The organism is Candidatus Auribacterota bacterium (genome assembly GCA_026392035.1).
GTDB lineage: Bacteria > Auribacterota > Tritonobacteria > UBA1439 > UBA1439 > JAPLCX01.
Genome location: JAPLCX010000064.1, coordinates 35,852 through 48,587, shown reverse-complemented (window position 1 = coordinate 48,587; position 12,736 = coordinate 35,852). Strand labels below are relative to the sequence as shown.

Genomic DNA, 12,736 nt, shown 5'->3' with positions numbered 1-12,736 from the left:
TTTATATCTGGTTCAGGCGCGCTATGTGTGGGCATAAAAAACCTCCCGAGCCCGAGAGCCCAGGAGGTTCTATTGCTTCTTTATAAAACCGCACGAAGGCAGCCTGTGTTAAAAGGGAATATTGTAGCTCACCATCGTCCGGTTCTTGTCCATTTCAAGCGCAAGGCCGTTGATTCTCTTCGCGGAACGCCAGGCGTCCCAGCTGCTCACTGCGGCGGTCGCGATCATACCGCCCATGCCCGCGAACGCCACTCCCGTGGGGCCGCGCGCGGCGAAGAACGCGAGAACGAATATGGAGCCGCCCTCGGCCGCGATCATCGCGGCAGTTTTCCATGTGAGGAGCTCGCCATTGTACCACTGGCCTGAACCGGGCACGATGAACGACATGATCCCGGCAAGCGTGGGATTCTTCTCTTTCGCCCCGCCCGCCAGGGTCCATCCCGGCCCTCCGGATGTCACCGGAGCCCCGCTTGTCACTGCGGCGGGTTCGCTCGCCGGCATGGGGCCCTCACCCGCAAGGATCGGCGCGACACTACAAACTGAGCTGAACGTTACGGCAAGAACTAGAGCCACCAGCTTCTTCAACACCCACCTCCTTTCTGCATTATGTCTATGCAGAGTCCATGATGATATTGTGCACCTCCATGTATACGCAAACTACTATACTGCCGTTTTTCTGTCAATAGATAATCTAAAAATATTTTTACGCTGAGAATGAACAGGCATGTGCACGTGACTAATGACCGCCGGTGCCATGGCCGGCCCCCATAAGCTTGTGTTCACCCTCTTTGAGCAGCGGAGGTCTAATTCTCTCCTGCGAGGTGCAGTGCTCTAGGGCGCCAGTAGTTCTAATGCATCGTCACGGATTTTTGATCCGCGTAGCCGGAGATAGCGCTCTCCACGCCCTTCGGCGAGACGCCTGGCTTTACGAGCGCCACGATGACAAGATAATCACCCGCGATGCCCGCGGGGAGCTTCGGCATCGAGAAGAGTGTTCCATGGTACGGTTTCCTCAAGCCGGCCACATTTCTGACAATGGGTCTTGCTCCCTTGCGGAGGCTGCCCGGTTTGTTGAGTATGAATGAGTAAATCACGCCGGGCCCCTTGATCACCCCCCATGCGTCGAAGGCCTGTCTGATCGGCTGTACGACAACATCAACCGTGAATGGATTCCCCGCCGAGAGGGAAGTGCTGTTTACCGTCACTCCGAGGAGCGAGGCGGATGTGGGTTGGGGACTCGGTCCGGCGGTGGGCGTGAGTGTGATGGCCGGTGTTGAGGTGAACGGTGGAGCAGGCGTCCACGTCGGCGTTTGAGTGGGAGTCGGCGTCGTTGTCGGTGTTTGAGTGGGAATCTGCGTCTGGGTCGGCGTTTGCGTGATGGTCGGAGTCCTCGTAACTGTTGGTGTGGGCGTGCGCGTCGGTGTGCTCGTGTGCGTCGGCGTGACCGTGGCAGTCGGTTGCTGCCTGAATGCGTAGATGTTGGCATCATTGGAGCCCACAAACACCCTTCCATCCGAACCTATGGCGGGGGAGGAATCAACATGGCCTCCGGTGAAATATGTCCAGGCGAGGGCGCCCGAGGAAGTGAACGCATAGAACGTGGTGTCCTCGGAGCCGATGTAAACCATCCCGTCAGATCCCAATGTGGCGGAAGATTGCACGTCAGCTCCCGTTCTGTAACTCCAGGCGAAACTGCCGGTGGACGAGAGGCAGTAAACAATATTGTCATTGCTGCCTGCGAATATCCTCCCGGAATTATCTATGGCGGGACAGACATATTCCACTCCCAATGCTCCATCCCCGGTCCCGTAACTCCACACGAGGGAACCTTTCGACGTGAACGCGCAGAACCTGCCGTAATTTGAACCTTCGGGGGGAGTATTGTCCACACCAAGATAAACCCTGCCGTCCGGGCCTATCGAAGGAGAGGTGTTCGACTGGTATCCAATCTCATAACTCCATGCGAGAGAACCCGCGGAATTAACCATATAGAAATGCTTGTCGGCGGAGGCGGCAGAGATGCGCCCGGCAGAATCAATGGCGGGGGAGGAAATTATGAGGTTGGTGGTTGCGTAAGTCCATGCAAGAGCGCCATTGGAGTTAAACGCGTATACCTGGTAATCGCGTGATCCGACATATATCCGTCCGTTTAAGCCGAGCGCCGGCGACGAGAAATGGTAACTATCCCCCCCCAGGTAATAGCTCCACGCAAGGTTCCCGACGCTGCTCACTACATAAAGATTGTTGTCTTGAGAGCCGGCGTGGATGCGCCCGTCAGACCCGATGGCGGGGGAGGATTGGATCGCCCCCCCTGTCGTGTAACTCCACGTGAGAGCGCCGAGAGACGTCAGGGCGTAGAGGGCTCGGGAATCCGATCCCGCGTAGATGCCGCCGTTGGAACCGATGGCGGGCGAGGAGAGCACCGCGCCCCCGGTGTAATAGCTCCAGTACAGGTCGCCCTGGGAGGGGCCCGAGTATGACCAGCTCATGCCGGTATGCCGGGCATCCTTGTGAAACATCGGCCAGGGGAAGTTGCCGAGCTGGGCGTTGAGCGCGCACGGTGCAATCAGAATGGCGGCCAGAATCACGTGCCGGCGGTTCATGCACGACCTCTGTTGAAATCATCTAATGTCTTGTCACGGAAATTCCTAGCATATGTCTGTCATCGCGAGCGAAAGCGAAGCGATCTCAACATATTGGCAATCATGAGATTGCTTCGTCGCTACGCTCCTCGCAATGACAGGACTTTTGAATGCTACTTCCGAGACACCACACTAACCATCTGCCGTAGCCGACACTTAAGTGTCGGCTACGCTGTGGATAACTTTTCGGGTATCCAAATTCCGTGTTTATCCGCGCCAATCCGCGGCTCATGCACCCTTTTTACAGAGCCGAGACCGAAGTCTCGGCTACGAGATCAGAGGGACGGGATCTTAATCAGGAAGAGAAAATGGGGCGTCCTACGGCTGAAGACGGTTCAAACGGATCAAACGCGCTCTGCTATGTGACCAGGAGGGGCGGGGTTTTTTCGTGGATCTCCTCCTTGCACAGCTTCAGCTTGAGCCGCTGCGCGTCCATCGGCTCCGGGTATTCGAAGATCTTCCCCTCGTAGTTCCTCAGGACGGCCCTCCCCTCGACCAGCGAGATAAAGTAGCTCGGGCTCAACGGTATCTTCCCGCCGCCGCCGGGGGCGTCCACCACGAAGGTGGGGACGGCGTAGCCGGTGGTGTGGCCGCGGAGCTTCTCGATGATGTTGATCCCCGTGGAGATCGGCGTGCGGAAATGCTCGGTCCCGACGGCGAGGTCGCACTGGTAGAGGTAGTATGGCCTCACGCGGATTCTCAACAGTTCCTGGAGCAGCTTTTTGATCGTCACCGCATTGTCGTTGATGTTCCTGAGGAGCACCGTCTGGCTCCCCAGGGGGATGCCGGCGTCGGCGAGCATCTCGCACGCCCTTGAGGTTTCGGGGGTGATCTCCCGCGGGTGGGAGAAATGGATGCTCACATATACCGGGTGGTACCTTTTCAGCATCCCCACCAGCTCCGGGGTTATCCGCTGAGGGAGGAAGACCGGAACCCGGGTCCCGATTCTCAGGATCTCGACGTGCTTGATCGCCCTGAGCGACTTCATGATCGTTTCGATCTTCTCATCGCACAGCGACAGCGGGTCGCCCCCGGAGATGAGCACGTCCCGTATCTTCTTGTTGCCGCTGATGTAGTCGCACGCCCTCGCGAGCTGCTCCCGGTCGATGCTCTGTGTCCTCCTCCCGACGATGCGCTTGCGCGTGCAGTAGCGGCAGTAGCTCACGCACGCCTCGGTGGCGATCAGGAGGACGCGGTCGGGGTAGCGGTGCACCACCCCGGGGACGGGCGAATCCTTCTCCTCGCCGCAGGGGTCTTGCATCTCGCGCGAGCAGAAGAAATGCTCCTCGATGTGCGGGATGACCTGTTTCCTCAGGGGGCAGTCGGGGTTGTCAGCATCTATCTGGCAGAGAAAGTACGGCGTGATCGCCATGGGGAGCCTGTCCTCCTCGCGCCTGATGCCGCTCTCTTCCTCCGCGGTGAGTTTCACGAGCCGGGAGAGCTCCGCGAGCGCGGTGACCCGATTCTTCACCTGCCATTTCCAGTTGTTCCAATCAGTTTCCGGGACATCCTTCCAGATGGTGGTTCTCAATCGCGACTGCAATGTTTCCTCCTCCCTTGAGCTCGCCATGCATGCGAGCGTTGCTCGGTAGTTATTTGCTGCTCTGAAACCTCTTACAGTAAATCAAAAGATCATCTCCCGACGCATAAAAGTCTTTGATGCGGGACTCCTCACGGAACCCCTCTTTGGCATAGAACGAACACGCCTGTGCGTAGGCGGCCTGGGATGAGGTCTCCGCCACGAGGAGCCGAGCGCCCTGTGCACTCAAAATATCTTCGAGATACGTAAGCATGCGTTTTCCCACACCTTCCCTCCGGCGCGCGGGATCAATGGCGATCCAGTAGAGATCGTAGGTGGCCTGAGTGAGGGGGGTCTTGCCGTAGCAGACGAAACCGATGATGCCTTTCTCAGGTGATTCGGCGCAGAACACGGCATAGTCCTCATCGCTGTTCCCGTTCGCGAGCGAGTAGTCAACGAGCTCCAGGGCGCAGGCGATCTCGTCGCGCGTGAACTCGGAAGCGCGGTTCAGCAAACTCTCAATTCCCGCGCGGTCGCCGCGCCTGATCGGACGGATCGATACCGTGCTCATGATGAGTTATGCCTCCCCCATGCCGTAGCGCGCGCGCGCGATGCGCACGACCTCCCTGATGAGATCGCCATAGCTCATCCCCGCCGCCCGCGCCGCTTTTGGGAAGCAGGAGTTTTCATCGGGATCGGGGAGGATACCGGGCAGGGGGTTCAGTTCCAGAACGTGCGGTTTCATGGATTCATCCAGGCGCACGTCGATGCGGCACCAGTCGCGGCAGCCGAGCGCGACATACGCCTCCTTGCATAGATCTGCAATCGCCATTTCCATCTCGCGCTCGATCTCAGCCGGACAGGTGAATATTTTCAAGGGTGCCCCCGGTGTGTCCCAAACCCACTTGGCCTCATAGGAGTAGATGCGGCTGGCGCCTTCGGGCAGCGTCAGGAAATCGATTTCAACCAATGGGAGCACCCGCAGGCCCTCTTCGTTCCCCAGCAGCGCGGCGGTGAATTCCCTGCCGCTGAGGAAGGATTCCAGAATCGCGGGCTGGCGATACTCAGAAACAATTCTCTCCACCCGTGAGGGGATGTCGCTCCGGTCGAAAACGAGTGAGTCATCCCTGATCCCCATGCTCGACCCCTCCCACAGGGGCTTCACGATCACGGGAAACTTCAACCCGTTGAGCGGCTCTTCGGGGTGCGTGAGCACCTGGAACGCCGGGGTGGGAATGTGGTGGAACGACATGACCTCCTTTGCCCTTGCCTTGTTGAGGCACGCGGCGAGTGTGAACGGGTCCGAGCCGGTGTACGGTATCCCCAGCAGCTCGCAGATGACCGGGACCTGGGATTCCCTGCTCGGCGAGTTGATCCCCTCTGCGATATTGAAGACCATGTCGGGTTGCGCCTTCTTCAGATTTTCGGCGATATCCTCATCGGCTTCTACTGTCACCACCATGCCTGATTCTGACAGGGCAGCTGCCACCGCGTCTATGGTGCCGCGGTCGTCCCACTCAGCGTAGTAGTCCTCGCGCGAGGGGGTGGGGGAGAGCCGGGGTTTGAGATTGCACGTCAATGCGATGCGCATAGGGTCGCCCTTTCAGTTCATGAAGTTCCCTCAGGGGGTGCCCAGAAGCTGGGCGAATTTTTCCTGACGGGGATCTTCCTGGACTTCAGCAAGATAGCGCCTCAGCGCATGCACGAATATCTTCGCCATCGTGGTGTTCTCCTTGATGGCCAGCATCCGCACCTTCTTGTGAAGCTCTTCATCCATGTATATGGTCGTTCTCTTTTTCATATGCCGTGCCACCTTTCTCCGCATCTTGTGCAGTTGATGTGGTTGAGATTGAGCGCAGCTTGTGTGGCGGCCTCTGGCCCAAGCTGTGAGAGCCAGATATTAACATAAACGCATAAATACATAATTATGCCTCTCTACTCATAAAAAAAACGCCATTTTCAAGCATACTAGCGTAAAGGTGTTTTTATGTCAATATATTTTTTAAAAAAATCATTTTTTTATTTTCCCTGATGCTGTTGGCAGCGAAACGCAGATCGTCGTTCCCTTCCCGGGTTCTCTCGATTCAGCCCATATTCTGCCTCTGTGGAGCTCAACGATCTTGCGGCACAGCGTGAGGCCGAGACCCATCCCGGGCTCGTGCGGGTGGCGCTGATAGTGGCGCTCAAAAATCTTTTCCAGATAGGCGGGCTCGATCCCCCTTCCCTCGTCGGTGACGGAAACGGCGATCTCACCCTTCCCGTTCCCCGCGGAAACAGCAATCGTTCCTGCCGTAGAAAATTTGATGGCGTTTTCGAGCAGGTTGCGGAACAACTGATATAGTTTCTCGCGATCGCCTCGAAGAATTAATTTTCCCCCGCCGGGTGAGCACACGAGCGAGAGCCCTTTCTCGCGCGCGCTCACGAAGTGCTCTGCAACCACCCCATTGAGAAAGTCACCCAGGTTGATTTTCTCCCTCCTGAGTTTTATCAGTCCCGAATCGAAGGCGGAGAGATCCGTGAGCGAATCGGCGTTCCTCCGGAGCCGCGCCACCTCCTTCTCGATCATTCTCATCCCCAGGCGTTCCTCATCATCCATCGGCGCCCTGCGGTGCGTCTTCAGGAGATCGAGCCCCATTTTGATCTTCGCGGTGGGGGCCTTGAGCTCATGCGAGGCCTCTCTGAGGATATCGTCCTTCAATACCTCGATCCTCTTCCGCTCGCTTATGTCCGTAAACACCGCGTATCCGCCCCGGAAGCATCCCTTCTCGTCGAAGACCGGGACGGCGGATACCAGCGCGAACACCATCTCTCCGCTCCGGGAACGAAGGCTCAGCTCGTAACGTGAGGACTCTCCCCTTCTCCTGCGCCTGGCTTCGCTCCTCAACGTTTCCTTCCCCTCCTGGTTCAGTAAGCTCTCGATGCTGCGGCCGATGAGTTCGCGCGGGGCGTAGGCGAGCATCCTGCAGAACCCCTTGTTGGCGTACCTGATGATGTTACGCTCGTCGGCGTAGGAGAGCCCTTCGTTCATCCTCTCCACAAGGTCGCGGTATTTCTTTTCCGCGATGCGCAGTTGCTGCTCCATCCTGCGGCGCTCTATCGCGCCTCCAAGCGCATTGGCGGCCACCCGCAGGGCTTCGATCTCTGTCATTGACCAGCGCCGCGGAGCGAGGCAGTCGTCAAAACCGATGAAGCCAAACCAGGACCTGTTCACGTACACGGGAAGAAGCGCGATAGAGCGGATCTGCTGGGATTCAAAGAATTTTCTCAGTGATGCGGACATCGTGTGCACCGTGCCGCAGAAGTGTTTCTTGCGGAGGTGATCTCTCAGGGATTTAAAGCGGCTCCACCTCAGGTGCTGCACGGCTCTCTTCCCGATCTGGGGCGAGATCCCCGGGGCCGCCCATTCATAGCGCCGGCTGGCGAGGAGCTCTCCCCTGGGCCCGGCGCAGTTTTCGAAAACGTATATCCTGCTCGCGCCCGTCGCGACGCCAAGGCCGCGCAAAAAGCCGCCCGCCGCGCGACCGAACTCCTTTTCCCTGAAGAGGGCAGGGACCGATCGTGATATCGCTTTGAGAATTCTATCTGCATCCATGTATGGTGTCTCGTCGCTCGCGCCTCGCGGCCAATGGTTCGCGGACCGTTTCCCGGTTACCGGGTCACTGGTCACGAGTCACCCGTTGTCAATGCGGCAGTGCGATCGCATTGTCGTCGTACGCGACGAATGTCTCGTCGGTTGTTGACACATGCTCTTGCTTGAGAAACATCTCGAACAGCGCCATGAATTTTCGCCTGAACTCGCTCCACGACCTGACCTTGAGCGTTGAGCGGAGGAGGAACATCGGACGCGTGTGAAAACTCAGATACGCACGGCGGGCGAGGCGATCAATCTCCTCGTTACTCAACGCCGTCCACGGCCGGGGCAGCACCTGTTCAGGGGCGTTGCCGAGGATGTACTCGCGCCAGTAATCATATCCCGTGTCTGCAACAAGCTTTTTCCAGAGGGGGGTGAGCGGCTTCGCGAGCGTCTTGGAGAACTGCACGTAGTCAAGGTTCAGCCGCTTCGCGAACTTCACGGTCTGCCTGACCGTCTCGCGGGTCTCTCCCGGCGCCCCGATGAGGAAAAACCCGAGCGGCCGTATCCCGACGTCCCTCGTCATCCGCATTGTGTCCTCGATGTGCGCGAGCGTGGTTCCCTTGTTGACCCTGTCGAGGATCTCCTGGACGCCGGACTCCAGGCCGTAGTAGATGCGGCTGCAGCCGGCCGCCCTCATCTCCCGGAGCAACTCCTCGTCCACCGAGTCCACCCGGGCGCGGCAGGCCCACTCGAGGTCGAGCTTCTTATCCTTGAGCAAACGGCATATCTCGAGCGTCCTCCCGCGGAGGCACGGGAACTCATAGTCGAAGATGTCGATCTCGCGCACCCCGTGGTTCCGGTAGCACTCCTCCATTTCCGCGACGACCGTCGCGGGCGTGCGGGGCGCGTACCGTGTCCCGCCTGCTTCGCAGAAAACGCAGCGGCGCGGGCAGCCAAGGGATGTCACCATCACGGTGAAGTTCCTCCGCTCGGTGGGAAATTCGGCATAGAGCTCATTGGGGAGCAGGTGGCGCGCGGGGGAGGGGAACTTGTCAAAGTCAATCTGCATCTCGTGAGGGGTGACGATGGTGGCGCCGTTCTGCTTGTATACGAGTCCGGGCACGTCCCCGAATCGCCTGCCCCCCCCGAGCTCCTCGAACAGCTTCGGAATCGTGTAGTAGGCGTGCTCGACCACGCCGAAGTCGATCTCGGGCGGCGCGACAGATTCCCGGGGATAGACGCGCAAATTATAGCCGCCGATGACCACGGGGACCTTGAGGTTGTTCTTGAGGTACCGTATCCAGTCGAGCGTTTCCCGGAACATGTAGGTCGTCATCATGAACCCGATGATGTCGGGCGCGAACTCACACAGGCGGTCGAGCACATCCTCTCTGCTCAGCCTGAGCGTGCGGGCATCAATGATGATCACCTCATGGCCGGCCTTCTCGGCGATGCTCGCCACCCACGCCAGGCTCAAGGGGGGGAAGAGGCCGAAGAACCGCTGCACGATCTTGAGATTCTCCTCGTGCAGCTTGTACGAGAAAGGATTGAACACAAGCCCTAATCGCATCAGTCATCCATTAGTAAGAGACATGGCGTATCCTTAATCTCTTATCCCTTATCCCTGCAGTAGTGGAGCGGGCGATGGGAACCCTAGGGATTCACCGGATTGCGGAACAGAGTGAACGCAATCCGGATGAAGCCCTTGGGGCCCGAGGCGTATGCCGAGGGCTCTCCTCTGATCTGGAAACGTATCCACACACCTCAATGCGCCTCCCCATGCTAAATCTGGAGCGGGCGATGGGAATCGAACCCACATGACCAGCTTGGAAGGCTGGGGCTCTACCATTGAGCTACGCCCGCCTGAGACGATCATCCTCGGCCCGCAGGGATTCAAATAATATATGAATCAGAGCCCCGAGTTCAATAAAAAACGGATTGCCGCGTCTGCGCATGGGCTATAATAGAGACACTCAAGATGAATCTGACTGCGACGAGACGATGTGGTGCGCTGTGTCTGTGTGTCCTGTGCCTCTCCGGAGCCGCCGCCGATACCATTCTCATTGGAGATTTTTGCGGCGCGGATGGGGGGAGAACGCCGGATCCCTGTTTCTCCCTTGGCCTGCCCTATTTCATCGCAAGGGCGATCAACGGATCGGGGGATTGCGAGGCGCTCCTGTCGGCAGCCCCCCACTCAAAAACGCTGAGCACACTCTACGATGCCCGGGGGATGCCGCGTGTCGGCGAGGCCAGGACCCTCTGCGCGCGCGCGGGAGCCGACCGTTACCTCCTGGGCGCTTTCGCGAAGCGGAAGGATTCAGCAGGCCGCGGTGAAACAGCTTCCGTCACCTTCTATAATGGCTCCGCCTCGGGGGACGGTACGGACGTTTTTAAAACCGGCGTTGCCGGCGGAGATGAATCCCTCCCGGCGCTCGCCGCCCATGCGGCGGGAAGGGCGTGCCGCCTCGTCCAGGATCCGCTCCCTCCGCGCGTTCCCCCGGGATTCCTCCCCCCGTTCTCCCGCGCGCTCCAGCTCCTGGGGGATGGCGACCTTGGGGGGGCATCACGGAACGCGGCGCAGTTGTCCGAGGATTACCCGGAGAGCGCCGATGCGCGCTACCTGAACGGCCTCGTTGCGCTCGGAGCGAAGAAGCCGTATATGGCCCTCCGCCTGTTCAATGAGGCCCGCAACCTTGATCCGGCGTTCTCCATGCCGGCGTATCAGGAGGGGCTCGTCTGGCTCTCTCTCGAGCGGACCACGCTCGCCGAGCGCGCGTTCGAACAGGCCGCCCGCATCCAGCCGGCCTTTTTCGAGGCGGTCTTTCAATCGGGGAAACTCAAGGCCGTGCGTGGGGATTGCGCATCCGCGCTGGGGGAATTGCGCCGGGCGATAAAGCTGCGCCCGAAAGATTCCGGAGCGCGCTACTGGCTGGCACACTGCCTGGTGAACAGGGGGAGGGGAGATGAGGGGCGCCGCATCCTCGAGGGGTTGATTGCGGACAGCCCGGGATACGGCCCCGCACATCTTCTCCTCGGGAAGCTCTTCTACGAGACAGGTAAATTTCACGCCGCTGAAATCGAGTTGCGGTCTGCGGTGAGGCTCTGTCCGGATGATCCGGAAGCACATCGGCTGCTCGGCGAGTCGCTCTCGAAGCAGGGCGGGTATAACCGGCACGCTGAGGCGGTTGAGGAGTTCCAAAAAGCTTTGCTGCTGGAGCGGAGGAGGTGAGTTCACCACCGAGGGCACAGGGCTCGCAATAATTTCCACCCCAGAAAACCGCAGTAAATTCTCAGCGGTTTCAGTGTCTTCAGTGGCTAGGTGTTTCTACCACTGAAGCCACTGAATTAGTGTTCCTCTACTCTGTGCGCTCCGTGTCTTCGTGGTGCAGAATTGACCGTTATTTCTTATATCGCTCGAGGGCGAATTTGATGATTCGCTCGGCGAAATCTGTGTAGCTCAAACCGATCTGCTCGGCGGCGTTCGGCAGGTCCTCGTCCTTTGCGATGTTCGGGTTGGGATTCACCTCGAGGACATACACGGCCTCGTCGGGGGCGAGGATGAGATCGAGGCGGCCGTAGTCCCTGAGGCCGAGGGCGCGGTAGGCGGTGAGCGTGATCTCCTCGATCGTCGCGATCGTTTCCTTCTTTAGGTCCTTCGGGAAGAGGGACTGGATCCCCCACTTGTTCCTATACGCGGAGTCGAACTTAGCCTTGAAGCTGTAGACCTTGAGCTTGTCACTCGTGGCTTTGCTGAAGTCGAGTTCCACCGGCGGGAGCACGGTCGGTTTGTCGTTGCCGATCACCCCCACAAAGAGCTCGCGCCCCTCGATGTACTCCTCGACGAGAGCCTCGCAGCCGATCTTCTCGTGCACGTACGCGATCCGGCTCGCGAGCGCGTCATCATTTTTGACCACCGAGCTCTCGGCGATGCCGATGGAGGCGTCCTCGGTGAGCGGCTTGACGATCAGTGGGAACCTCAACTTCGAGGGGCGGATGTCGAACTGCCCCTTGGGATACACGGTGAAATCGGCCGACCAGAGGCCGTGGTGGGCGAGGACCTTCTTCGCGAGCCCCTTGTTCTGGGCGAGCATGAGCGCGTCGGGACCGGAGCCGGTGTACTTTACGCTCAGCATGTCGAGGAACGCGGGGATATGGAACTCCATGGCGGAGTCCTGGCGGAACGACTCGCACGTGTTGAACGCGATTTCGGGCGGATGTGCATCGAGCTCAGCGATGAGCCCCTTGACGTCATCATACACGCCGTAGAGCCGCACCTCATGGCCGAGCTTGCCGAGGTACCCACACAGGTGATGGTGCGCATCTTTTCCCTCGCCTGACATGGCGAGCGCGAGCTCCTTCTCGTCAGACTGATCGGGTGAACGGTCGTAGAGAATGGTGATCTTGAGCTTCTTCACGCGGCTCCGCCTTTCGTCACGCACCAACTGTGCAATCGCGATGAAAATTATATCCGAGCGTGAGAAGCGGTTAAAGAACTATCTTCACCGCGTGCCACAGGAGCTTGAATGGGAAAAAAAGAATGTGGAGCGACGCCGCCAGGAAATTCCAGCCGTACGTGTTGACCTTGACCTCCGAGTCCCTCTCGTAGCCTCCCTCCGGCGTGCGGGAAACAGACTCCGCCCTGCGCTCCGTCGTCACGTTGACGCAGGACGGGAGCGCGCAGAGGAGGAGCATAATCATGGCGACACTTATCCATCTCATGTGTAATCATCCTCCATTCGGGTGAGAACATTATAGATAAAACTTTAGACGTTGAGGAAGCCCAAATGCGCGATCGGTTATCCATGGCATAACACTTAGCATTAACCACGGAGGACACGGAGCAGAGGTGCACTACTTCAGTGTATTCAGTGGTAAAAACCCCTAACCACTGAAGACACTGAAACCACTGAGAATCCACTGTGTTTCTCCGTGCTCTCCGTGTCCCTGTCTGCCGACAGGCAGGTCCGTGGTGGAAATTATTGCGAGCTCTGTGTCGTCTGC

The 12,736-nt window shown here is 58.8% G+C and carries 11 protein-coding genes and 1 tRNA gene; 1 reads left to right on the top strand and 11 read right to left on the bottom strand.

Annotated elements, in window-relative coordinates:
• Nucleotides 1-108: 108 nt before the first annotated feature.
• From NTX71_06390 to NTX71_06350, 9 genes are all read right to left on the bottom strand, one after another.
• Complete coding sequence (locus NTX71_06390) at nucleotides 109-585, bottom strand: hypothetical protein (protein MCX6339531.1); 477 nt, start codon at nucleotides 583-585, stop codon at nucleotides 109-111.
• Nucleotides 586-848: 263 nt separating this feature from the next.
• Complete coding sequence (locus NTX71_06385) at nucleotides 849-2,603, bottom strand: PQQ-binding-like beta-propeller repeat protein (GenBank protein MCX6339530.1); 1,755 nt, start codon at nucleotides 2,601-2,603, stop codon at nucleotides 849-851.
• A gap of 397 nt (nucleotides 2,604-3,000) precedes the next feature.
• Nucleotides 3,001-4,185 carry a KamA family radical SAM protein gene (locus NTX71_06380; protein ID MCX6339529.1) on the bottom strand — a complete coding sequence of 395 codons (1,185 nt, stop codon included), beginning with the start codon at nucleotides 4,183-4,185 and terminating at the stop codon, nucleotides 3,001-3,003.
• Between the two features lie 49 nt (nucleotides 4,186-4,234).
• Nucleotides 4,235-4,732 (bottom strand): GNAT family N-acetyltransferase, encoded by a 498-nt coding sequence (locus tag NTX71_06375; GenBank protein MCX6339528.1) that lies wholly within the window; start codon nucleotides 4,730-4,732, stop codon nucleotides 4,235-4,237.
• A 6-nt stretch (nucleotides 4,733-4,738) separates the two neighbouring features.
• A complete protein-coding gene (locus NTX71_06370) occupies nucleotides 4,739-5,752 on the bottom strand; it encodes a D-alanine--D-alanine ligase (GenBank protein MCX6339527.1) in 1,014 nt (337 codons plus the stop codon).
• Nucleotides 5,753-5,782: 30 nt separating this feature from the next.
• Nucleotides 5,783-5,962 carry a hypothetical protein gene (locus tag NTX71_06365; protein MCX6339526.1) on the bottom strand — a complete coding sequence of 60 codons (180 nt, stop codon included), beginning with the start codon at nucleotides 5,960-5,962 and terminating at the stop codon, nucleotides 5,783-5,785.
• 210 nt (nucleotides 5,963-6,172) lie between these two features.
• Nucleotides 6,173-7,753 (bottom strand): ATP-binding protein, encoded by a 1,581-nt coding sequence (locus NTX71_06360; GenBank protein MCX6339525.1) that lies wholly within the window; start codon nucleotides 7,751-7,753, stop codon nucleotides 6,173-6,175.
• A gap of 88 nt (nucleotides 7,754-7,841) precedes the next feature.
• Nucleotides 7,842-9,305, bottom strand: a complete 1,464-nt coding sequence (locus tag NTX71_06355) for a radical SAM protein (protein MCX6339524.1) — start codon at nucleotides 9,303-9,305, stop codon at nucleotides 7,842-7,844.
• 219 nt (nucleotides 9,306-9,524) lie between these two features.
• Nucleotides 9,525-9,598 (bottom strand) — tRNA-Gly (locus NTX71_06350).
• Nucleotides 9,599-9,713: 115 nt separating this feature from the next.
• Between NTX71_06350 and NTX71_06345 the strand changes: the two genes are divergently transcribed.
• The gene (locus NTX71_06345) at nucleotides 9,714-10,964 is read left to right on the top strand and encodes a tetratricopeptide repeat protein (GenBank protein MCX6339523.1); all 1,251 of its coding nucleotides are present in this window, start codon (nucleotides 9,714-9,716) and stop codon (nucleotides 10,962-10,964) included.
• A gap of 169 nt (nucleotides 10,965-11,133) precedes the next feature.
• Here NTX71_06345 and NTX71_06340 read toward each other — a convergent pair whose 3' ends face one another.
• Nucleotides 11,134-12,150 (bottom strand): ATP-grasp domain-containing protein, encoded by a 1,017-nt coding sequence (locus NTX71_06340; GenBank protein MCX6339522.1) that lies wholly within the window; start codon nucleotides 12,148-12,150, stop codon nucleotides 11,134-11,136.
• Between the two features lie 70 nt (nucleotides 12,151-12,220).
• Nucleotides 12,221-12,454, bottom strand: coding sequence for a hypothetical protein (locus NTX71_06335; protein ID MCX6339521.1), 234 nt, complete (start codon nucleotides 12,452-12,454; stop codon nucleotides 12,221-12,223).
• Nucleotides 12,455-12,736 lie beyond the last annotated feature (282 nt).